The sequence below is a fragment of the Chitinophaga sp. Ak27 genome (assembly GCF_012726295.1).
GTDB lineage: Bacteria > Bacteroidota > Bacteroidia > Chitinophagales > Chitinophagaceae > Chitinophaga.
On sequence record NZ_JABAOB010000005.1, the window covers coordinates 383,217 to 406,304 of the forward strand.

Here is a 23,088-nt window from a genome sequence, read left to right on the forward strand (position 1 = left end):
GTCACGATTTAAGCAGCGAATGTACAAAATTACCATATCACATAACCTACGCTGAGCCGTATGCTCAGGTAATGAGCAGCATCGTTGTAATAGTTACGTGGCGTAAACATCCAGCCAAAGCGGCCTTCGAAGTTGATATGATTTCCCCAGCTGCGTTGCATGCCCCAGGCGGGTGTTACAAAACCATAGGTGCCTGTTGCAAAGTTCTTCGAAAAAAGAGGCGCCGTTACCGTCCCTGCGGTAATGCTTACAAAGCTTCCCGCATTGTTATTTACTTTCTTCCCTTTGGCTATCCGTCGGGCAATACCATAATACTGCCTTACTTCTCCTGAAAAAACGGGTACGGCCGCATAAGCCCAATGATCATCCTCAAAGTAACTATAACTATTGCTCGAATACGCCAGGCCCAGTTCAACGCCTGCTTCCAGGTTGAGCGTGGTATATTTCAACAATCGTAATTCATAATTGGCGCCAACGCCTAACAGGGAAAGATTTGCTTTTAATTGACCCGGTTTTCTCCAACCTTCTTCCTGGGCGGCTACACGCAAACAGGAAAACAATAATAATGCGCAGACCGCCTTCATTTTTTGGGACATTGTATACAGTGTATAGGTTACGTATTTTTGCAATATACAGCGCTTTCTAATGAAGCAGAAAAAGTTGTATTTTAATCTTTTCAAGTGGCCTGAAAGAATGCGAAACATATCCACCCTAAACGATGTACACCAACAATTTGCTGAGTATTTCGATATACCAGCACTGAAGCCGTATGCTTACTTATTATCAAAAAAAGGCAGCGAAGGCCATATCTGTCTTCATCTTGATAAAATAAAAGAAGAACGGGAAAATCTTCCGGAATCTTACCAGAAAATAGAAACCGGGAAAGAAATATTGGAAAGTATTCCATTGGTCGGGCTTCAGGGCAACGATAAACAGCCGTTTGTGGTATACCAGGACCGCCTCTACCTGCAACGCTATTTCAGGTATGAAACCAACTTCCTGCAACGCATCAAAGCATTTCTGGCCACGGAAAAAACACTACTGCCGGAAAGAATGACTTTACTGCAAAACCAGCAACCGCTGATCAGTAAATTATTTGCCGGCGGCATTCTCAACGATGGCAGCGATCCTGCCGACTGGCAACTGGCCGCTGCTATCACCGGCGTATTGAATAATTTTACGATTATCACCGGGGGACCCGGTACCGGCAAAACTACCACCGTAGCTAAAATACTGGCGATCCTGTTTGCTGCCGATCCCCGGCTGAAAGTGGCCCTGGCAGCACCTACCGGTAAAGCTGCCGCCCGTATGGCGGAAAGTCTCCGTAATACCAACCTGGAGGTAGATGCTTCCATTAGTCAGCAATTTAGGCAGCTACAACCCGCCACTATTCACCGTCTCTTGAAATCTATCAGTGGCAGTCCGTACTTCCGGCACGATAAAACCAATCCCCTCAACTACGATGTTGTTATCGTAGACGAATGTTCTATGATAGATGTAGCACTGTTCGCCAAGCTGCTGGATGCCATCCATCCGGATACCCGCCTGATTTTATTGGGCGACAAAGACCAGCTCGCCTCTGTGGAGGCAGGTAGTTTGTTTGGCGATCTTTGCCAGGCACAGGAGTCCCTCAACGGCTTCAGCACAGAAAGACACCGCTTTATCAATAGCTTTATTGCCGATGAGCAGCGCCATATCCCGGCGGCGCAGGAGCAACAAGAGAGCCATCATCCCTTGTTTCAACACCTGGTAGAACTGCGGCGCAGCCATCGTTTTACTGGCAACACAGGCATTGGCAAATTCAGTAAAGCCATTATCGCTAACCAGGTACCTGTTATCCAGTCTTTTTTTCCGCCTTCGGCAGATGAACAGGTAGTCATAGACCCCAGCGCGGATGAAAAATTATTTGAAGACTTTATAGGCCGCTACGCCACTTTTATCCAGGAACGCGACATTGCTACTGCGCTAAAATTATTAAATGCGCAACGGGTACTTACCGCCGTAAGAGAAGGCCCACAGGGACTTTATACGGTTAACAAGCAAATTGAAAAATATTTATACGATAAGCAGCTAATTACCGCACACAGCGAGTTTTATGAAAACCGCCCGGTGATCCTCACCCGTAACTATTATGAACATGGCTTGTTCAACGGCGATACCGGCATTATCCGTGCTGATGAAAACGGGGTGCTCATGGCCTGGTTTGAAGACAGCACCGGCGCGTTGAAAGCCGTATTACCCGGCTACCTTACCCAGGCAGAAACCGCCTTCGCCATGACCATCCATAAAAGTCAGGGGTCGGAGTTCGGGGAAGTATTGGTATTATTACCGGATACCACCGATGTCCCTATTCTCACGCGGGAATTATTATACACTGCCGTGAGCAGGGCCAGGCATAAAGTATACGTACAGGGGTCGCCGGAAGTAATACTAATGGCAGCGGAACGTTTCGTGGAAAGAGCCTCGGGAATTGCGGCCCGGTTCATGGAAGTGGCAGAGAATGCAGATTAAATAACATGCTTCGGGAATGGCGGAGTGTAAACAAAGGACTTATCAATGGCATTGTTTTTAAAGGTTTCAAATTCACTGAACAGCTTATCATCCGGACTGGCACAAGACCTGCAGGATGCGGGCAACAGTGTGTTTCAACCTCATTATATTATCACACAAACAGAAGGTATGAACAACTGGCTCAAACTCCAGTTGGCAGACCGTTTGGGTATAGCGGCCAATTGCCGCTTCCTCAAGCCCAACGACCTGTTGTACCAGCTGTATGTATTGCTGGGCGGGCCATATTCTGAAGTACTTTCTCCCCAAAACCTTAGCTGGCTGGTATTTAAGCTGCTGGGGCAGGAGGAGTTTATGGCTAAATTCCCTAAGGTAGCTGCTTACTATGCCGATCAAAATGGAGAAAGTGACCTGAAACGCATGGCTCTGGCGGAAAAAGTAGCCGACTTATTTGACCAGTACCAGGTATACCGTCCGGAAATGATCCAGGCATGGACCTATACCAATACCCCTGAACTTGCCAGCGCAGGCTGGCAGCATTGGCTGTGGGTAAAGGTAAAACAGCTCTCGGGCGGCGCCCTGCCCGACAAAACCATCGTGGGCAACTATATTCTCGACACCTTACACAATACCGGCCATAACAAATCGGCACTCACCAGCCGCATGCCCGTTATTCACCTGTTTGGCCTCTCCATTATTACGGCCTATCACGTGAAGATATTGCACGAGCTGTCGTCCTATATCGACGTACATTTCCATATCATCAACCCTGCGCCAGGCGTATTTTGGTTTGATGACCGTAACGAAAAACAGCTGGCCCGCTGGCGTCAGAAAGGACTCAATGAATTGGATAACAATAAAGCCGGCAATGCCCTCCTCACCGGCTGGGGCAGGATTATCCAAGATAGCTTCAGCCTCTTCTTTGCCTATGATGCCTTTATTAATGGCTATGAGGAAATTGAATCGGTGGAACCAGGTACCGATACCCTGCTGCATAAAATCCAGCACGATATCTTTTCCGCGGCAGCGCCTTCCGACCGGCTGCCACTCACCGCGCAGAATATCACAGATGGTTCAATCACTATCAACGCCTGCTATACCGTTGCCCGGGAAGTGGAAGTATTGTATAATTACCTGGTACACCTGGTGGCCCAGCGGAAAGAAGCATTGTCGCCCCGTGATATCGTGGTGATGGTCAGCGATATAGATGCCTATGCCCCCTATATCAAGGCGGTATTCAACAATGCTCCTTACACCTTCCGCTACACTATTGCCGACGAAAGCTATACCGACAACGACAATATCTTCAATGCCCTGCATGCCATCCTCACCATGAGCGAGGAATCGTTTAAGTCGGAGGCAGTGGTGCAGTTGCTCGACTTTTCGTATATCCGCAAACGTTTCAACCTTACCGATCCGGTACAGATCCGCCGGATTATAGAAGCGGCCAATATCCGCTTTGGTATCAACGGGCAGAAAAAGGACGAAACGCATTTTGTAAGCTGGCAGTACGGCATACAACGCATTATGTACGGCATTTGCATGAGCGGAGAAGAAGAATATGGCATGGGGGAAGACAGCTTTTTCCCCCTGGATATCACCGAAGGCAGCGATGCGCATGACGTGATCCGGTTCTGCCACTTTGCAGAGGTGCTGATGTCGTCGATCCTCGACAGGCGGCGTCCCCGTACCATTGTAGAATGGGTGGCCTATACAGAAAGAGTACTGCACAATATGGTATTCGAGCCTGTTGAAGATATAGACGAAGACTATAACACGCTGGTAAAACAACTTACCACCTACAATGCACTCAATGAGTTCATGAGTGAAAAGGTAACTTTTGAGGTGTTTAGCCATAGCTTCCTGGATACCCTTACCGGCAGCACCCGCGCTGGGCTTTTCGTAAACGGCGGCATTACTTTCTGCTCGCTCATTCCCATGCGTAGTATTCCCTTTAAGATAGTGGCTTTAATGGGATTGAACTACGATAAGTTTCCCCGCCGGGAAAATAAATCCAGCTTTAACCTCATGGAAGAAAACCGGCAGAAAGGCGATCGTAATGTTAAGGAAAATGATAAACATCTGTTCCTTGAAACCTTGCTCTCTGCCCGGGAATACCTGTATATCAGCTATCTCGGAAAAAATGCCAAAGACAATGCGGACCTTCCACCTTCGGCCCTGGTAGATGAGCTGATAGATTATATCGAGGCCGGTACTCCCTCGCCGGAAACCGTGCGGCAACGGCTGGTAACGCTGCAACCACTTCAAAGTTTCAGTAGAAAGTATGCAGGCACAGACGAACGCCTGTTTTCTTATCTGAGCGCCAAAACAACTGCTGGCAAATCATTTCTCAACGAAAATAAAACCGCCAGCCCTTTAACCTTCGAAGAAATTACGCTGGATGAGCTGATCAGCTTCTTTAAAAACCCTGTTAGGGCGTATTACAACAAGGTATTGGGCATCCGGTATAACGACAACCAGCTGCTGCTCAGCGAAACTGAAATCTTCGACCTGAATAAACTGCAGCAATGGTCGATCAAAAACGAGCTGTTGCCGGTGCCAGTGCCTGTGCAAAGCACGCTCCAGGGAAGCATGGTCAAAAAAGGGAAACTTCCGTTGCGGAATATGGCCTCAGTGGCCATTCACCGGATGGAAGACCAGGTGGTGCCGGTACGTAATCTCTACGAAGCCTGTACCCAGGGTGCTACTGAAAGGCGGCTACCCGTTGAAATAATGATAGACGATAGCCTGCTAAAAGGAAATATCCGGGTATTTGATCATACTGTTTTACAGATATCCTGGTCGAAGCGGGAAAGCAAATACCTCATAGAGGCTTATCTCCGTTATCTTGCCGCCAGGGCCGCTGGCATCGCTACGGACCTGTGCTTTATTTCCGGCACCAAAAAAGAAGATGCATTCCAGGCGGTAGCAATCACCCAGGAGGAGGCCATTCGCCGGCTGACTAACATTATCCGGGTATTTAAAACCGGGTTTAACCAGATGGTGGCATTTTACCCTGACCTGGAGATTACCGCCAAAGACTTGCTCACGTTGGATTTGAAAAAATTCACCACAAAGCTGAGCAGCCTGGTGGAAAGGCAGGAATCGCCCGACCCATACATCGCACAGGCATATGAACAGGGTTTTTTTGATGGAGAAGCGGCGCTTGTCAGCTTTCTCGATATTTATGAGCTGCTGATAACGCCCCTGGCAATCTTGTTGCCCGCTTATTTTGAAACACCAGATAAACAGTAATGATCGATAGCAACATATATAAACCATTCGATGCCATAAAAGCGCCACTGGAAGGCAGCAACCTCATTGAGGCCAGCGCCGGAACGGGTAAAACCTATTCCATTGCCATCCTGGTACTGCGACTAATACTGGAACAAAAGCTATCCATCAAAGAGATTCTGATGGTGACCTTCACCCGCGCTGCGGTAGCAGAGCTGGAAGAAAGGATCCGCCTTTTTATTCGCCAGGCCTATAAAGCCAGCCTAGGTAAAGATATTCCCGACGAAACCATCTTCAACCTGGTACTGGATGTGATTGATCCGGAAGATCCGATCCCCACACAACAACTATTACGCGATGCGATCCTGCTGCTCGATGAAACGGCCGTATTAACCATCCACGGCTTTTGCCAGCAAACACTGAATGAGTACGCCTTTGAAACCAACCAACTGTTTGGCGCGCAAATGGTGCCCGATCTTACTCCCATCGTAGAAAATGAATTGAATAAATTCTGGCGCAGAAATATTACCACACTTAAAACGGAGCTGCTGGAAAACATCTGGGATGAAAAGATGAAACCGGACATGCAGCAGGTAATCCAGGAACATCTGAGCGGTAAGAAATATATCGGCTATACAGAAGATATTCCCGATACCATCAGCGAAGCGCAGCAGGACAACTGGCTCCAGGAAATAGCACAACAAACAGCGAAAATACAGACTGCTATAGAAGCGCTATACGACTGGATTACCGCACATAGTGCGCAACTAGAAACTGCTTGTCTCGCTAACCGGTATACCAAAAAAGATTGGCCGGCGCTGGTAACACAGCCGGAGTTACTGGTAAAAAAGATCCTGGAAAAAAAAGATGCGAAATATATAGCGGCCGTTTTTCCTGATATACTGGAAGAACTGGACAAGATAGAAGAAATGCGCCACCAGCTTACCTTGCAGCAACAGGCCATACGCAGGCAGGTCTTTTATACCGCCATCAAAGAAGTGGGAGAGCAGGTACGCCTGTTTAAGGAACGCAGCAACATGATGGGTTACGATGACCTGATCAACAATCTCCACACAGCGCTGGTAAAAAATGAAAATCCTGCATTGGCAGCCTCCCTGCAAAATAAGTACAGGGCGGTTTTCGTAGATGAGTTCCAGGATACCGACCGTGAACAGTTTGAAATATTTAACCAGGCGTTCGGTCAAAACACCATCCTGTTCTACATCGGCGATCCCAAGCAAAGCATTTATGCCTGGCGTAAAGCCGACATTTTCACCTATTTCAAGGCCCGTAATGGCGTACAGCAGATCTACGACATGGACCAGAATTTCCGCTCTTCAGAAAACCTGATCCGCGCCATGAATCTCTTTTTTAAACCAACACCTGATTTCGATACCTTCCACTTCGGACAGGAAGCCAATAGCATCGACTATATCCAGGTGAATAGTCCCGCTAACAACAGCAAAGGCCACCTGTTTAAAGGCCGAGACAAAGAAGTGCCCATAGCAGTCATTACCTGTGAGAAGAAAGAAAGTGTTTGTACCGCTGTAGCAGCCCAGGTAGCGCAACTCTTGTTGAACAAAGACTATCACATCACCACCGATAAGGGCACCCGCTCCATCACCCCTTCAGATATCGGCATATTGGTGCGTACCGGTCAGGAAGGGAAAGATATCAAGCACGCACTGGCGAAGCTGGGTATCCCCGCCGTAACGATAGACGAGGCCAGGGTATTGAGAACGGGAGAAGCGCAACAGCTGCTACACCTGTTGGAAGCCATGGAAACGCCCGACCGGTCATCCATTAACCGTGCCTTGTTGGGATCGTTCACTGGCTATAACGCCCATACCATCCTGAAGCTGGACGATGAAATTATGCTGGACCTGTTTGCCAAATACCGTACCCTCTGGCAACGCGACGGCGCCTACACCGCCCTCATGGAGTTCATCTCCGATTTCAGTGTACGTCATGTATTACTGGATGGGGCTGTAGAAAACGGCGAACGCATTATCACTAACCTTTACCAGTTGTCGGAACTGGTACACCAGGTACAGAGCCGCAAGAACCTGTCGATGCGTGACCTCATTTCCTGGCTCAAACGCGGTATAGATGGTATGACCACCGATGGCGACGAGTACGCACAGCGCGTGGAAAGCGATGAGGAAGCCGTCAATATTGTCACCATCCATAAAAGTAAAGGCCTGGAATACAAGATCGTGATGGCGCCTTTCCTGGATTTTGTAGAACAACAAAACATAGAGCTGGTCAGCTTCCGCGACCCGGTAACCGGCGACTACTTAAGCACGCAGCGTTCCCGTCTCTCCGAAGAACAACTGGCGGCTTACCAGCAACAACAAGAGCAGGAAAATCGCCGCCTCATTTACGTAGCCATTACCCGCGCGGTGTACAAGTGTTACCTGTTTAAAAATAGCTACGCCAGGTTCAACGATTCTTCCCTGGCTATCTTCCTGAAAGAGCTAAAAAAAATCAGCCCGGAGCAGGCGGTCATTCCAGGCATTACTACCGTGCTGGATACCAGCTTGATTGACCTAAACGCCCCTGTGCCGACAGCCCCGGAAGAAAATTATCGCCAGCAAATTACCAAAGGTCAGCTGGCAGTGAACCGCACTTCGGTCAGCTTTCGCCTGCTGGAACAAAACTGGCGCAAAATGAGTTATACCATGCTGGCGGCCAAAGCAGAGCATCGGCCCCGGATAAGGTCTTTTCAGCAAACCGATCCTTACGATAACTTCATTTTTACCACCCTTCGCCGGGGTGCTAAAACAGGAAACCTGCTGCACTTCATTTTTGAAAGTATCAATTTCGCGGATAGCAGCAAATGGGAATACTGGCTGGAAGAGGCCATCCGCCGATTTGTACCGGGTCATAGAGAACTATACCTCGAACGGTTACACGAAATGCTACAGCATGTAATGTACAGCACCATCCAGGTAGGAGGCACCAGCTTCCAGCTGGCTTCCGTTGGGCGAAATCAACGCCTCGCAGAATTTGAATTCGATTTCCCGGTGCCTGTATTCCAATCCAACCTACTCAACCAGCTTTCGGACGATGAGGTGAGCGTAAGCATCCGGCGCTTTTCGGAATATAGCAGCCAGGAGCTGGAAGGCATTATGAACGGGAAAATTGACCTGTTCTTTGAACACGGCGGTAAGTATTATATTCTCGACTGGAAGTCGAACTACCTGGGCAACAGCATTGCGGACTATGATGCCACAGGTCTGGCAGCAGCCATGAATGAAAATAATTATCACCTGCAATACTTTATTTATACCGTGGCCGTGAAGAAATACCTGGAAAGCCGTTTACCTAATTTTGACTATCATAGCCAGTTTGGCGGGATTATCTATTGTTTTGTACGGGGCGTAAGGAATAATGCGGGGTATGGGTTCTATACCACCAAGCCTGCACTCAACAAAATACAGCGACTGGAAAGATTATTAACAAAATAAACCGGCAGCAGCATTAACTGCCGCCGGTTGGATGCTTAAAATAGCCATACGCCATTCATCATGGCAATACCACAGGTAGTTTCAAAGGAGTTCACATAGTTATCCGGCGTCCGATGCCACCACTGCCCCCACATCAGGCCGTTGGAGTTGCGATAGTTCCAGGCTTCAGCAGCATTATAGTTAAGCCACGAAGCATAGGTGCCCTGGTAGCCCTGGTCATGCACAAACTTGCAGGCCCAGCGCGCAAAAATGGCTTTAAATCCCTGGCAGTCGTCGTTGTCGTATTCGTCTGGCAATAAGCCTTGCGCGTTACACATACTGTTTTTCGTATAGTCCATCGCTTTAGCTCCCATAGCTTTATAATTATTGGAGGGGTAAACGCCTTGCAGCATATTGCACGCGCCAATGAAAGTTCCCTGGGTATAGGTACGGGCGCCTTCTGTAATGGTGCCTCCGGCATTAATAGCTCCTTTCACTTCGCCGGTACCGGATACGTATAATTTGCTCACCATCCAGTCCACAATCAGTTTGGCTTTATCGCGATAACCGGCATCGCCGGTAGCCTGGTACAGGTACATCGCGCAAATAGCTGCGGGAGCGTTCACACAGGCGTTCTTGGTATTATTGGCGGTAGTCCACCACAACCCGCCTCCCAGGCTGGTATCCCAGGCGCGGGCCCATACCATATCAAAATTGTTTTTTGCCATATCCTTCATCCCGCCATCATTGGTAATCTGGAAAGCCCGGATACACATCAGGGCGCCCCAGATCACATCGTCGTTATAGATATTGGAAGACCACAGCAGTCCATAGGCATCTCTCATACCGTTATAGAGGTATACCATTTTGTTTTTAAGGTCTGTGTCGTTGCTAATTGTATAGGCGTCGATGAGCGTTTCGATAGCCTCCGCCTGGCGCCAGAAATCCATGCGGCCACTTTGCGTTACATCTGAATAGTAATAGGCCTTGTAGGATGGGCCATAGGTGCCATACTGGTGATAAAATGCATTATTGTAGCACTGCATGGCCAGCAGTGCCTCCGATTTTACCGGTTGTACGGAGTTGATCGTTACCGTGCCGGTGGTTTTAGTACTGAGGGAACTGCTGTCTTTCAGCGTCATTTCTTTTTTCTGGCATCCGGAAATAGTCAATGCCAGCAATAGGGCCGCCATACATTTGTTGCGGGAATGTGGAATTTTCATGTTTTTGCTGTTTTTGTAGAATAAAGAGATCAGGTTGAAACAGGGCCAGTCAATACGAAAGCCATTGCCCGTCGGTACAGGCAATATGCGTATACAATGGAACCGGGTTTACACAGGTATCCATTAAGTCAGGACAGGTTTAGGAGGAGGAATTACTTACAGGGAAAGAAAAAAATTAAAAAGCCCCCAAAAGCAACGAACTTTTGGGGGCTATCTATCGTATAAATCTATTACAGCTGTAACTGACCATTCACCAGCTGTACAATTTCTGCATGAATATCTTCTACGGACTTCATCTGGCCGGTATCGTTAGCACAGTGAATGCTGTTGATAGTATGATCTATTGCAAGCATAGCTTCGTATTCTTTCTTTACAGCCTGCTGCAGGGAGGAGTCCTTCTCATGGATGTCATCTTTTCCCTGGAGATATTCCCGGCTTTCATTAGCCCTTCTTTTAGACAATGCTGCTTCTACAAAAGAAAAGGGAACGTCCAGGTATATTGAAAACTGTGGTTGAGGGATTTGGTTGTACTCGTATTCAAACTCCAGGATCCATTTTCTCAGGTAGGCCTTTTCATCGTCGGTATGAAGTTTGGCGCATTGGAAAGCAATGTTGGATAGCACGTACCGGTCTACCAACACAAAGTAGCCATCACGGAGCCATTCATTGATCGTAGCAGCAAATGCTTTACGGTCTTCCGCAAACAAGAGCGCTACCAGCTGGGGATGTACCTGTTTAACATCTCCAAATTCACCGCGTAAAAACTTAGCAATAAGCTCACCAAAAACACCCTGACTACTTCTGGGAAAGTGAACGAATTTTGTTTTCTGATTTTTAGATTCCAGGTATTCTGTTAAACGCTCTATCTGTGTTGATTTTCCAGCGCCATCTAAACCTTCGACCGCTATAAACTTATTGCTTTCTTTCATTATAAAACCTGAGTTAAGGAACTCCGCGAAGTTAGTAAAGTTTGGAGCAAATCCAAATCGCTTACCAGGCCGTAGAATTCTCAGATAGCGCGCTTATCGCTCCGAGGTGTATAGCGGTATTCCCGAAATTCTTATAAATGATCCCCTCGCCAAAACCGGATTCATTGACGGGGCTTCTTTTGCTTTTGTTATCTGAAAATATCCTTTTACCCATATAGATGGCCCTTTTCAGAAGAAAGTTCTGGCGCTGCAAATCAGCTTTGATCCGATGAAAATGGTGTTGATTATCTGACACCAGGTGGTCGGGAGTTTGGTAAGTTAGGGTCTGGAAAGGCTTCCCGGTTTCCCGGTAAAGTAGTAGCTGTTGGTCATCCTGATGATATAGCCCTGTTTCCCTTTTCCTGGGATGCAGCATAGAGTGTTTCAGATCATTGTCTGTCAGGGAGTCGCTGGCAACGAGAAATTTTTCAAAGATATTATTTTCCTGGAGATAGATAATCTCCGCCATCTGCTCTCCAATACAAGCCATGAACAAGTCTTTCCCGCTCTTTCCAGATAAGCTGTCGGCAATACGCAGACTATTATCATGGGTAATTGCGTGTAAAAAACGTTCTTCTTTAATAGTGGCTCTCTTGCGTCCTATGGCTTCCAGCCGGCTTTTGAGATCCTGGTCTTCAAATCCGTATTCCACCACCTTTTCGTCATAGCCTCTCAGTTGATGGAAGTCTTCTTTTCTTACACATATCCGGCCTTGTACATCCCACCATTTTCTATCAGTGGCAATACGTGGTGGCGCCATAAATATTTCCTCTTCCCGGTTAAACTGCTCATTCACATAAGCTGCAAAACCGGCACCGGTATAATTATCTGCATCAATACCACATAAAATATCGCCAGAGCCCAGCCTGAACGCCATGTTTTTGGAATGGCTCATATGAAAAAACAGGGGAGTGGTAGTCCGGTAGTAGCTTACGAGTCCAGCATCGATGTAAGATGACAATGCTGTTTGTGCCCATTCATACATATCATCCCTGGAGCCGTAGTCGAGCAAAATGAATTCAATGTTTCCGTACTCCATGTTATCCTGGATGTTACGGATAAAGGTTTCCTTAAGATGTATAGTCCTGTTCATACATACTGTACAGAAGGATATCCTGTGTTGCATTCCGTGTTTTTCTTTAATGGTGGAAGAATCGGATACTATAACAACCATAGCAGTATAATGTTCATTTTATTATTCTTTTTATCAGCTAAACGGTAGTGGCTGGTTTAAAAACAATATATCCCGGCAAGGCGCCTATAGCGCCTCACCGGGATATATACCAGGAAATAGGAGGATGAGTTACCCCCCATTTATCATTCTTACCATCTCCATTGGGTGTAAGTATGTTAGTGGTGCTTAATTTAATTTCATCGGCAATCAAGAAATAGCTGGTCAGTTTAGGATAAAGCGGAGAATATAGCACCAAGCTTGTGATAACACCTTAACAGATCAGATAAAAAATAACCGGGGCAGATCCCACATTTATCTATCCCTTAGCCCTTGCTTTTATCAGCTATATTCCTGATGCCAGTAACTCGGTAGGTGCGTATCCAAATTCTTTCTTAAATGCGAATGAAAAATGTGATAAATTCTCGAATCCTACCTCATAACAAACATCCACGGGCTTCTTCTTTTTATGCACAAACTCATAATGCGCCAGGTCCAGTCGTTTCTTGGTCAGCCATCGTTGTGGTGTGGTAGCAAATGTTTTCCTGAAGTCTCTCTTAAAGGTTGTCAGGCTTCTTCCGGTAAGGTAACCGAATTTATCCAGGGGTAAATTGAACATGAAATTTCTCTCCATGTAATCTGCCAGGTCTATTTTCCCTGGTTCTTCAAAATTGGCGAGTAAATTATCAATATCTCTATCTATAGTACGCAAAATGGTGACGGCTTCCGTAATTTTTAAATCAGCCAGGCCTGGGGGCAAATCCTTCACCTCAAAGTAAGGAATCAACGATGCCAGGCAGCTCTTCAGCAACGGGTGGTTTACATAATGCCTTATCTGATGCACATTTGCAGTTGTCGGCTTAATATTAAGCCCTGCGTAAAAACGACGCAGCCATGCTGTTGTCAGATGCATTACAACTGTTTTATGTGGCAAACCGTCTTTAGGGTAATTGATAATGGTGGCCAGCTGATTTCTTGGAATTAAGAAGATATCGCCTTCTTTAAATAGGTAGGTTCCTTCGGCGCGAATGATTTTGGTTTCGCCAGAGATAAACCAAATCAGCATGTGATGTTCAAACATGATATCGGATTTAAAGAACTTGTCCTGGTAACAAGACAGCTTGATATCTTCTGTGATATATTTAGCCCGATATTCCATGTTGATATTGAATATGCTTCTTACAAATTTAAGAGAAATAATGACCTTTTACTCTGGGATGGCGGTACCCCTATTTATTCAGGGATTGTCCACCATCTACCAGGTATTCCGCTCCTGTAATGAATGCAGCTCCGTCGCTAGCCAGGAAGCCAATCAGTTTTCCTACTTCGGAGGGGTTTCCCAGCCGGCCCAGGGGAACGCCAGCTTTAATGAAATCCTGCATTCCCGGATCGGCCAGTCCTGTTTTTTCCATAATTGCTGTGTTAAAAGGACCTGGGCTCACTGAATTTACCCGGATCCTTCTCGGCGCCAATTCCACGGATGCAATTTTCATCACTGCATTCACAGCTACTTTACTCGCCGCATAGATAGATGTCTGTGGAATTGACTTCGATGCGGAGGAAGATGATAACAGTACTACAGATGCTCCATCATTCAGTAATGGGATAAACCTGCTTAAAGTAAAATAAGTCCCTTTTAGATTCAGGTCCATCACTTCGTCAAACAACTTTTCCGTTGCATTTTCTATCGTTGTTAATTTGGAAATGCCTGCATTCACTACCAGGATATCAATTTTACCAAACTGTTGTCTTACACTGGCTGCCAGATTTTCAATATCGCCGGGGTTCGCTTGATCTGCGAGGAAACTGGTCGCATTCAACTCGGCGGCGGCTTTCTCTATCGCTTCTTTTCTCCGGCCGGTGATGATCACCTGTGCACCTTGTGCCATCAATTCTTTGGCGGTAGCGTATCCAAGACCGCTGTTTCCACCAGTAATCAGTGCAATTTTTCCTTCAAGAGTCGTCATTTTGATTGTTTTTATTTTTAAATAATGTCGGGAAAGCAGGTTTTTATTTAACCTGGAAATGTACACCTGTCATTTCTTCTGTGAGTGTCCATAGTAGCTTTGCCTGGCGTTCGTCCAGCGAATATTCCTGTACGCCGCTTTGGTGAAGTTTGGCGTGGGTAGGTGTTGTCGTATTAGACAGTAACAGTTCCGCGATATCTCCGTCTTCACAGTACACGCCGCCGATATTATTAAGTTGACTGCTGGTAGCTGCCCAAACGGTGGTTGCTGCTCCCTGAGGAATTGTTTTTAATCTCGCTAATACATCCGGACGCATATTTCCTTCTTCGTCCAGGAAACCCATTTTCTGGAATAATTCAATTGATGCCTCCCGTCCTAATTCAGTACCGGCAATTGATCCGGGATGTACCGCGTAGGCCCGAACATTATATGCACGTGCGCGACTATCCAGTTCAAGGGTAAAAAGGTTACTGGCTGTTTTTGATTGACCATATGCCAATAGCGTTTCATACTCCCGGTGCTCAAAATTCGGGTCTTCAAAATCGAATGGCGACATATGATGGCCCAGGGAGGAAACGTTCACCACTCTTGCACCATTGGCCGCTTTAAGTGCAGGCCAGAGCCTGGCCGTTAAATGAAACTGCCCGATATAATTGGTGGCCAGTTGTGATTCAATTCCCCGTAGATCTCTACGCAGCGGTACCCACATAATGCCCGCATTATTTATCAATAAATGCAAAGGCCTGTGGGAGGCCAGAAACCTCCCAGCAAAAGCGTCGATTGACGCAGGATCCATGATATCCATAGGCTCAATCTCCACGCTGGCAATACCAGCCAAATTTTTTTTTGCCTTTTCTATGTCTCTCGCCGGAACAATCACTGTAGCGCCGGCGGAGGCGAGTGTCTTTGTTGTTTCCAGACCGATGCCCGTGTTCCCACCTGTTACAATAACAATTTTACCACTGAGATCAACACCTTTGATAACATCTGCTGTGGTGGACTGTGCATAAAATCCTGCGCCAATAGGATGCTGTAACGCTCCCTGATAATTGTGCTGTATCATTTAAATTTCGTTTTGTTTGATACAAAAGTAGCGCAGTGGTTTCCGACCGGCTTTGTTCAAAAGGCCGAATATGCTTTGTTTAAAAGGTCGTGGAAATAATCGTTGTAAGAGAGGTTGTGGCGGGAAAAACAAACCAGTATAAAATCAAAGAAGCCCTATCAGGTTGAACTGATAAGGCTTCTTCTTTTTCTTTTGCTCCCCCTGCTGGACTTGAACCAGCGACCCTCTGATTAACAGTCAGATGCTCTAACCAACTGAGCTAAGGAGGAGTGTTTCCCGTATCGTTTATGCGATTTGGGATTGCAAAAATAGGCAAATTTTTATTTTCGCAAAATCTTATCTCACTTTTTTTTAAAAAATTTCCTGAAAAAGAAAAAAAGACACCGACTAATGCAGCCACCATGGCCCATTTCAACAACAAATAAAAAATTTATTTTTTCACCGCCACCAGCAATCTTTCTCCCAAAGCACTTGCCCGGGTTACTTTCCGGACAAATGGTAAATCCAGTTTGCTCACATAAAAGTGGGGGAACGACCGGATGATGCTGCAGGTATGTCCCTGGGCTTGTAAGAGATCCAGGCCTTCCCTCGAGGTAAACACTACCGCGCTGGCGCTATCCTGGCGTATTACAGGCGCATCCAGGTAAAAATCAAATGCGTAGGAGTTAACCTGGAATAAACCGATGCTTTGCCCCGGAAGGGTAGTATTGGCATATGCCGCAGCCTGACTACCGCTCTGGTACTGCATCATATCGGGGTACAAGATGGTGTTCAGGTAGAGGTTCAACAGAATACTGATGGCGATGGTGCGATAAAAAATTGCCTGCCGGCTAGATTTATCCAACCAGTAATGCAGTAGTACATATAAGAGTAACAATGCCCCCGCCAGCAACAACCAGGCATAGTGCATGGCGGGTTTATAAAGCAGGTCCAGCACCACGCCAGCTATCGCCACCAGGATAATGATGGTATACTGGGTGATCCGGAAAAACTTCAATTCTTTCACCGTTTCGAGCGATAAAATATACCGGGCGGTGAGTATAGCAAAAAAGGGGAAAATGATATTCAGGTAGTGAGGAAGTTGAAACCTCGACAATGAAAATAACAGGAAAGTAGCCATGGACGCGCAAATACAGTAATATTCCTTTTGCTGTTTCCATTTCCGGATAAATAGAATAACGGCGGCATATAACATCACCGACCAGGGTAAAAACGCCCATAATACGGTATGAAAAAAGAAAAAGGGATCGCCGCTTCCTTTAATAGGGCCGGTGTTCATAAATCGCCCAAACTGGCTGTCCCAAAAGAAAAAGCGCAGCCCTGATACACCCGTGCTGTTAAACACCGTCTTCTCGGGATGCAGGTCAAATTGCCGGTAAAGCGCATATAGCTCAGGCGTAATAAATAGGGCTGTCAATAGCAGCGCCAACAGCCAGCGAATATGAAACAGCTCGTTCCAGTTGCGGGTAAACAGCAATTGCCCGCCAATAGCGGCGCCAACAGGCACAAGGGCGAATAAACCCTTCGTCATGATGGCACATGCCGTAAAAATGGCTCCTAACAAGATTTTCCGGCGGTAACCATAATATACCGCTCCAATGATCAACCCGGTAAGGTAGGGCTCTGCCCTTACATCATTATTGGAAATAACCAGATGTTCGGCCGTTAGGAGGATGCATACCGCCCAGCGGGCTACCTTTTCATCATATAGTTCATAGGCAAAGCGGTAAGTATACCAGGCGCCCATCAGCAAAAAGAGGATAGCAGGCAGTTTATACGACCAGGTATGAAAACCGAAGAGCTGGAAGCTGATGGCAGCCATCCAGAAAGGGAAGTGAGGTTTATCCAGCCAGTCATGACCATCGGCATAAAGATTCCAATAGTCGTGTTTTAATACCATTGTTTTGGCAATACCGGCATAGAGGGCGCCATCCGGCTCCAGTATAGGTACAAACAAAGCACTGAATTGCAACAGGACTACCATTGCTGTTATCAACAGCCATACCTGTTTTTCCTGGAGATGAAATCTGTGTGTGATAGTTGTAGGTGTAGTCAGCATAGCGAAAAGTTACAGGCATATGCCGGTTACGTCAAGCTCACCTGCCACTTTTAACAGAAAGATAATTGCCTACCAGAACCACCCGGTTTTCTCTATTCCCAGCCAGGGGCCGTCTCCCCGCTGCTCTATGGGATAGGTTTTCAGGTAGTAGCCTTCTCCACTGCAGTTGTATCCATTTTTTAGGCTGAACTTATAACGATGTATGGGGCATACCACGTTGCCGGCAGTATCGATGAATCCGTCGGACATAATACCACCGGCATGCGGGCATTTATGAGCAAAGGCGAAAAGTTGGCCCTGGTGCAGGGTACAACAGATCTTTTTTCCATTTACCTCTATTTCTGTAATCTCTCCTTCCGCCAGCGGCAAATGCCCTTCCGACAATTTATACCAGGTATACGATTTGGCCATTAGTAGAAAAATTCCGATTTATAGGGAAAACGTTCTTTGTACAGCTTGGATACCTTGTCCAGTATGGTTTTACGCAGCTCTTCAATATTCCTTTTCTCTAAAGCAGAAATGAATACACAGTTACCCTGAGTTTTTGTTTCCCAGTTCTGTTTCAGGTCTCTCAGGATATCTGCTTTCACTTCGGGCTCCAGCCACTGATCAAAGGTGTTGGCCTCATACAGGTCCATCTTATTAAAGATCAGGATAGTAGGCTTTTCAAAGGCTTTCAGGTCCTGCAGGGTGCGGTTTACTACCTCAATCTGCTCTTCATATTGCGGGTGCGAAATATCTACCACATGGATCAGGATATCGCTTTCGCGCACCTCATCCAAGGTGGACTTGAAGCTCTCCACCAGGTGGTGAGGCAGCTTACGGATAAATCCTACGGTATCGCTGAGCAGGAAAGGCGTTTGTTCAAACACTACCTTGCGGGTAGTGGTATCCAGCGTGGCAAACAATTTATTTTCGGCAAATACTTCACTTTTGCTGAGGAGGTTCATGATCGTGCTTTTACCCACGTTGGTATATCCTACCAGCGCTACACGCACAAATTCGCCGCGCTCTTTGCGTTGGGTCAGCGACTGCTTATCAATTTCCTCCAACCTTTTTCTCAAAAGGGCAATTTTATCCTTTACGATACGACGGTCCGTTTCGATTTCCGTTTCCCCCGGGCCCCTGCTGCCAATACCGCCTCCCTGTCTTTCCAGGTGGCTCCACATCCCACGCAAACGGGGCAGGATATACTGGTATTGCGCCAGCTCCACCTGTACCTTGGCTTGGGCAGTACGGGCACGGCGGGCAAAGATGTCCAGGATAAGGTCACTGCGGTCGATCGTTTTTACTTTCAGGACTTTTTCAATATTGGCAATCTGCGACCCGGTTAACTCATCGTCAAAGATGACGAGTGAAATATCCCGGCCAGCGATAAACTGATGTATTTCTTCCAGCTTTCCCTTTCCCACAAAAGTGGCCCTGTCGGGATGTGCCAAACGTTGGGTAAAACGCTTTACAGTGGCAGCTCCAGCGGTTTCCGCCAGGAATACCAGTTCATCCAGGAACTCATTAGCCTGGCGCTCTGTCTGGTCTTTCGTGATCACCCCTACAATAACGGCCTTCTCTTCTTTTTGTACGACTTGTTTTTTCTCAATCAAGTTTTTTCTGAATTTGCAGCAAATTTACACAGAATTTACCGGCTACAGAGCGAGCCCCGTAAAATCCCTATTTCTTCCTACATTTACCCGATCCAAAACAACCTTTCGATACCATGTATAAACCTTTTTTACTGACAGGACTATTAATCTCAACTATGGCAGTAGCCCAGGATAAGATGACGCCTGAATTGCTATGGCAATTAGGCCGTGTAAGCGGCGAGGCATTGAGCGCCGATGGGAAAACCGTCTTCTTTGGCGTCTCCCAGATCAATATGACGGAAAACAAAAATGAAAAAAATCTCTATGCCATTCCATTAGCCGGCGGCGCCGCTACCCAAATCACCCAAACACCGGGTGCAGAAGGAGATGTAGCCATCCTCCCCGGCAATAAAATCGGGTTTTCCCTGAAAGGACAATGGTACGAAATGAATGCCGATGGCTCCAACCCGGTACAAAAAACCAATGTGGAAGGCGGTATGCAAAATATCCGCATCTCTCCCGATGGTAAGCATATCTTGTTTTCGAAAGATGTGAAAGTGAAAAAGATATCCGGCGCAGATCATTTCCCGGATCTTCCTAAATCCAATGTCCAAATCTATGATAATCTCAACTACCGCCACTGGGATACCTGGGAAGATGGCAACTTCTCCCACGTATTCTATGCTACTTACAATAATGGCGAAGTAGGTACCCCGGTAGACATCATGGCAGAAGAGCCGCACGACTGCCCTCAAATGCCGGCTGGTGGCCCGGAAGACATGATCTGGAGCCAGGACGGCAAAAGCATTATCTATGTTTGTAAGAAAAAATTCGGGAAAGAATACGCCCTCAGCACCAATACCGATATCTACGAATACAACCTGGATACCAAAAACACCCGTAACCTGTCTACAGGCATGATGGGCTACGATGTAGCCCCTTCCTTCAGCCAGGATGGCAAATACATCACCTGGTTAAGCATGGCCCACGATGGATATGAGTCTGATAAAAATGATGTCATCGTGATGGACCGTACCACCGGCGTTATCACCAACCTCACCAAAGATTGGGACGGTACCGCCGCCTCTTGCCGCTTCAGCAACGATGGTAAAAAAATATACTTCGTAGCCGTGATCAAAGGCACCGAACAACTGCTGGAAATAACACTCCAGAAAAATCTGGCTCAAACCAACGCCAAACATATTCGCCAGGTAACCACCGGCGACTTCGATATCAACGATATAGTTGCTCAAGCAGGTAACACGCTGGTGGTATCCCGCACCGATATGAACCATGCGGCAGAACTATTTACCGTAGACCTCCAGAAAGGCACAGTAACCCCGCTCACCAACATTAACAAACCCATCTACGATAAGATCGGTATGTGCAAAATAGAAAAGCGCTGGGTGAAAACAACCGACAATAAAGACATGCTCACCTGGGTGATCTATCCGCCGGATTTTGACCCCGCTAAAAAATATCCTACCCTCCTGTATTGCCAGGGCGGCCCTCAATCGGCCGTATCACAGTTTTACTCCTTCCGTTGGAACTTCCAGCTCATGGCTTCTCAGGGCTATATTGTAGTTGCGCCCAACAGGAGAGGGATGCCCGGTCACGGCGTGGAATGGAATGCTTCTATCAGTAAAGACTGGGGCGGACAACCGATCAAGGACTACCTGAGCGCTATAGACGATGTAAGCAAAGAAAGCTATGTAGATAAAAACCGCCGCGGGGCCGTAGGCGCCAGCTATGGTGGCTACTCGGTATACATGCTGGCAGGTGTACACGAAAACCGGTTTAAATCATTTATTGCCCACGATGGCCTGTTTGACCTGAAAAGCTGGTATGGTACCACCGAAGAACTCTGGTTCGCCAACTGGGATATCGGCGCCTACTGGGATCCGGCCAATGCCAATGGATACAAACATTTCAACCCCAGCGAATACGCCAACAAATGGAATACGCCCATCCTTATTATCCAGGGAGGCATCGACTTCCGTGTACCTATCGAGCAGGGATTACAGGCCTTCCAGCTGGCACAATTAAAAGGCATCAAGAGCAAACTGCTCTATTTCCCAGAAGAAAATCACTGGGTGCTGAAACCACAAAATGCCATTGTATGGCAACGTGAATTCTTCAACTGGCTGAAAGAAACCCTGTAAATAACGTTAAACCTGGTATCATGACTACTTTATTGATGGATATTCAGGATGGTATTGCTACCATCACCCTTAACAGACCCGAAGTATACAATGCGTTCAATGACCCGCTCAGCTATGAGCTGCAAGACGCGTTAAAAAAGGCTGAAAAAGATACTTCTGTGAGAGTGGTGGTGCTTACTGGCGCTGGCAAAGCATTTAGCAGTGGCCAGGACCTCAAAGCATCTATGGAGTCAGGTAAACGTAATCTCAGCGAATCACTGCACAAACGCTATAATCCCATTATTCGCGCCATCCGCAACATGCCTAAGCCGGTCATTTGCCGGCTTAATGGTGTGGCAGCTGGCGCCGGATGCTCCATAGCCCTGGCCTGCGATATGATCATCGCCAGCGAAACAGCTACCATGATCGAAATCTTCGTCAACATTGCACTGGTACTGGATACCGGCTCTTCCTACTTCCTGCCCCGCACCGTAGGCTACCACCGCGCATTTGAACTGGCCACCAAAGCCACGAAAATTACCGCCGCGGAAGCCCTGCAAATGGGACTGGTCAACAAAGTAGTGCCTGCCGGCGACCTCGACACCGCCGTACAGGAAGAAGCTGCCTATTACGCTGCCGCCCCTACGAAAGCCATCGCCCTCATGAAAAAAATGCTGACCAAAGGCATGACGGAAAACCTTGATGCCGTGCTCGACTACGAAGCCTATTGCCAGGAAATAGCCGGCAACTCAGCAGATAACGCCGAAGGCATACAGGCCTTCCTGGAAAAGCGAAAACCAGTGTTTAAAGGAGCGTAAAGCTAAAGGCAAAAAGCAAAAAGCAAAAAGCTATTGAGGCGAATGATCTCTGCGAATATAAAAATCGCGTTGATCATTCGCCTCAATAGCTTTTTGCTTTGTGCCTTTATGCTTTCAGCTCAACTAAAGTCCGCTCAGGGCGATACCGATAGAGTACGGCCTGATGTCCAGGTTATTGGCAGCATTGTCTTTTAATAATGGATTCAGCGAGTAAGCACCAAATAACGCGAAGTTACCATAACCTACACGGGCAGTAGCTGCAAAACGCCATGGATTAAAGAATCCTTTGTTGGATACTTTATCAAACTCCTTATTGCCATTAGCCCCGGTATATTTTACCTTCGTATGTGCATCTACCAGTGCGCCTACTTTTACGCCGATAGCTGCTTTAAAGCCTTTATTGGCATTGTCTGGCACGCTACGGTACCGCAATTCAATCGGAATTTCCAGGTAAGTAGTGGCTACTTTATTCTTTTTATAAGAAGAGGAGGGGAACGATGCCACAGAATTGTTATTCTTTCCTATCTCCATATAATGATCTTTCAGATATACGCCACTGGTGCTGAAACCCAAACCAGCCGCCAAACTCATTTTGGACTTCTTAAACGGGAAATCATACATCAGCGCTATATTGAATCCCCTGTTCAGGCCACTCTTTAAGCTGTCCGGCTTACCAGCCCAGCCATCGTAAGATAACTGAATCATCAAAAAGTCGTTGGAATGGGTAAGCTTATTCACCGCTTTATTCATCGGAGAGCCACCTTCCTGCGCAAAAACTCCAATAGATACAGCTATCAGACCCAGGGTAAAAATTATTTTCTTCATATATTAATACATACTTAGGAAAAAGAATATTAGGCAAATATAATGGAATGATTGTAACACAATTGGTTAAAATATTGCAAAA

The 23,088-nt window shown here is 46.8% G+C and carries 16 protein-coding genes and 1 tRNA gene; 5 read left to right on the forward strand and 12 right to left on the reverse strand.

Going from position 1 to position 23,088, the window contains the following annotated elements; translation table 11 throughout:
• Window positions 1-29: 29 nt before the first annotated feature.
• Complete coding sequence (locus HGH90_RS18940) at window positions 30-584, reverse strand: hypothetical protein (RefSeq protein ID WP_169191707.1); 555 nt, start codon at window positions 582-584, stop codon at window positions 30-32.
• A 109-nt stretch (window positions 585-693) separates the two neighbouring features.
• Here HGH90_RS18940 and recD point away from each other — a divergent pair, with 109 nt between their 5' ends.
• Genes recD through recB form a run of 3 tightly spaced genes read left to right on the forward strand, consistent with a single transcriptional unit; the run spans window position 694 to window position 9,212 of the window.
• Entirely contained in the window at window positions 694-2,511 is a 1,818-nt protein-coding gene (gene recD, locus HGH90_RS18945) for an exodeoxyribonuclease V subunit alpha (RefSeq protein ID WP_211172657.1), read from the forward strand.
• 45 nt (window positions 2,512-2,556) lie between these two features.
• A complete protein-coding gene (gene recC, locus HGH90_RS18950) occupies window positions 2,557-5,763 on the forward strand; it encodes an exodeoxyribonuclease V subunit gamma (protein WP_169191708.1) in 3,207 nt (1,068 codons plus the stop codon).
• Window positions 5,763-9,212 carry an exodeoxyribonuclease V subunit beta gene (gene recB / locus HGH90_RS18955; protein ID WP_169191709.1) on the forward strand — a complete coding sequence of 1,150 codons (3,450 nt, stop codon included), beginning with the start codon at window positions 5,763-5,765 and terminating at the stop codon, window positions 9,210-9,212. Before recC ends, recB begins: the two co-directional genes overlap by 1 nt.
• Before the next feature lie 35 nt (window positions 9,213-9,247).
• Here recB and HGH90_RS18960 read toward each other — a convergent pair whose 3' ends face one another.
• The 10 genes from HGH90_RS18960 to hflX form a co-directional block, all read right to left on the reverse strand.
• The gene (locus HGH90_RS18960; RefSeq protein WP_168764827.1) at window positions 9,248-10,414 is read right to left on the reverse strand and encodes a glycoside hydrolase family 76 protein; all 1,167 of its coding nucleotides are present in this window, start codon (window positions 10,412-10,414) and stop codon (window positions 9,248-9,250) included.
• Window positions 10,415-10,644: 230 nt separating this feature from the next.
• Entirely contained in the window at window positions 10,645-11,343 is a 699-nt protein-coding gene (gene tmk / locus HGH90_RS18965; protein ID WP_169191710.1) for a dTMP kinase, read from the reverse strand.
• A gap of 61 nt (window positions 11,344-11,404) precedes the next feature.
• Entirely contained in the window at window positions 11,405-12,475 is a 1,071-nt protein-coding gene (locus tag HGH90_RS18970) for a glycosyltransferase family A protein (RefSeq protein ID WP_169191711.1), read from the reverse strand.
• Window positions 12,476-12,899: 424 nt separating this feature from the next.
• Entirely contained in the window at window positions 12,900-13,712 is an 813-nt protein-coding gene (locus HGH90_RS18975; protein ID WP_168764830.1) for a helix-turn-helix domain-containing protein, read from the reverse strand.
• 70 nt (window positions 13,713-13,782) lie between these two features.
• The gene (locus HGH90_RS18980) at window positions 13,783-14,520 is read right to left on the reverse strand and encodes an SDR family oxidoreductase (RefSeq protein WP_168764831.1); all 738 of its coding nucleotides are present in this window, start codon (window positions 14,518-14,520) and stop codon (window positions 13,783-13,785) included.
• A gap of 43 nt (window positions 14,521-14,563) precedes the next feature.
• Window positions 14,564-15,583, reverse strand: a complete 1,020-nt coding sequence (locus HGH90_RS18985) for an SDR family NAD(P)-dependent oxidoreductase (RefSeq protein WP_168764832.1) — start codon at window positions 15,581-15,583, stop codon at window positions 14,564-14,566.
• A gap of 195 nt (window positions 15,584-15,778) precedes the next feature.
• Window positions 15,779-15,852, reverse strand: a tRNA-Asn gene (locus HGH90_RS18990).
• A 161-nt stretch (window positions 15,853-16,013) separates the two neighbouring features.
• On the reverse strand, window positions 16,014-17,642 hold the full coding sequence (locus tag HGH90_RS18995; RefSeq protein ID WP_211092997.1) for an ArnT family glycosyltransferase: 1,629 nt from the start codon (window positions 17,640-17,642) through the stop codon (window positions 16,014-16,016).
• 69 nt (window positions 17,643-17,711) lie between these two features.
• Complete coding sequence (locus tag HGH90_RS19000; protein ID WP_168764833.1) at window positions 17,712-18,053, reverse strand: Rieske (2Fe-2S) protein; 342 nt, start codon at window positions 18,051-18,053, stop codon at window positions 17,712-17,714.
• The gene (gene hflX, locus HGH90_RS19005) at window positions 18,053-19,243 is read right to left on the reverse strand and encodes a GTPase HflX (protein ID WP_168764834.1); all 1,191 of its coding nucleotides are present in this window, start codon (window positions 19,241-19,243) and stop codon (window positions 18,053-18,055) included. The genes HGH90_RS19000 and hflX overlap by 1 nt, the downstream gene beginning before the upstream one ends.
• Window positions 19,244-20,652: 1,409 nt before the next feature.
• On the opposite strand from hflX, the gene HGH90_RS32285 reads away from it, so the two are divergent.
• Together HGH90_RS32285 and HGH90_RS19015 are read left to right on the forward strand one after the other, a co-directional pair.
• Window positions 20,653-21,384 carry an alpha/beta hydrolase family protein gene (locus HGH90_RS32285; RefSeq protein ID WP_410493697.1) on the forward strand — a complete coding sequence of 244 codons (732 nt, stop codon included), beginning with the start codon at window positions 20,653-20,655 and terminating at the stop codon, window positions 21,382-21,384.
• A gap of 20 nt (window positions 21,385-21,404) precedes the next feature.
• Window positions 21,405-22,181: an enoyl-CoA hydratase/isomerase family protein gene (locus HGH90_RS19015; RefSeq protein WP_168764836.1), complete on the forward strand. Its 777-nt coding sequence runs from the start codon at window positions 21,405-21,407 to the stop codon at window positions 22,179-22,181.
• 123 nt (window positions 22,182-22,304) lie between these two features.
• On the opposite strand, the gene HGH90_RS19020 is transcribed toward HGH90_RS19015, so the two are convergent.
• Window positions 22,305-23,006, reverse strand: a complete 702-nt coding sequence (locus HGH90_RS19020) for a porin family protein (protein WP_168764837.1) — start codon at window positions 23,004-23,006, stop codon at window positions 22,305-22,307.
• Window positions 23,007-23,088 lie beyond the last annotated feature (82 nt).

Excerpts from the sequence above, each read along its gene's own strand:
- HGH90_RS18975 (WP_168764830.1), bottom strand. The coding sequence starts at position 13,712 with ATGGAATATCGGGCTAAATATATCACAGAAGATATCAAGCTGTCTTGT.
- recB (WP_169191709.1), top strand. The coding sequence starts at position 5,763 with ATGATCGATAGCAACATATATAAACCATTCGATGCCATAAAAGCGCCA.
- HGH90_RS19000 (WP_168764833.1), bottom strand. The coding sequence starts at position 18,053 with ATGGCCAAATCGTATACCTGGTATAAATTGTCGGAAGGGCATTTGCCG.
- HGH90_RS18960 (WP_168764827.1), bottom strand. The coding sequence starts at position 10,414 with ATGAAAATTCCACATTCCCGCAACAAATGTATGGCGGCCCTATTGCTG.
- HGH90_RS32285 (WP_410493697.1), top strand. The coding sequence starts at position 20,653 with ATGCTCACCTGGGTGATCTATCCGCCGGATTTTGACCCCGCTAAAAAA.
- tmk (WP_169191710.1), bottom strand. The coding sequence starts at position 11,343 with ATGAAAGAAAGCAATAAGTTTATAGCGGTCGAAGGTTTAGATGGCGCT.
- recD (WP_211172657.1), top strand. The coding sequence starts at position 694 with ATGCGAAACATATCCACCCTAAACGATGTACACCAACAATTTGCTGAG.
- HGH90_RS18980 (WP_168764831.1), bottom strand. The coding sequence starts at position 14,520 with ATGACGACTCTTGAAGGAAAAATTGCACTGATTACTGGTGGAAACAGC.
- HGH90_RS18970 (WP_169191711.1), bottom strand. The coding sequence starts at position 12,475 with ATGAACAGGACTATACATCTTAAGGAAACCTTTATCCGTAACATCCAG.
- HGH90_RS18995 (WP_211092997.1), bottom strand. The coding sequence starts at position 17,642 with ATGCTGACTACACCTACAACTATCACACACAGATTTCATCTCCAGGAA.
- HGH90_RS18940 (WP_169191707.1), bottom strand. The coding sequence starts at position 584 with ATGAAGGCGGTCTGCGCATTATTATTGTTTTCCTGTTTGCGTGTAGCC.
- HGH90_RS19015 (WP_168764836.1), top strand. The coding sequence starts at position 21,405 with ATGACTACTTTATTGATGGATATTCAGGATGGTATTGCTACCATCACC.
- recC (WP_169191708.1), top strand. The coding sequence starts at position 2,557 with ATGGCATTGTTTTTAAAGGTTTCAAATTCACTGAACAGCTTATCATCC.
- HGH90_RS19020 (WP_168764837.1), bottom strand. The coding sequence starts at position 23,006 with ATGAAGAAAATAATTTTTACCCTGGGTCTGATAGCTGTATCTATTGGA.
- HGH90_RS18985 (WP_168764832.1), bottom strand. The coding sequence starts at position 15,583 with ATGATACAGCACAATTATCAGGGAGCGTTACAGCATCCTATTGGCGCA.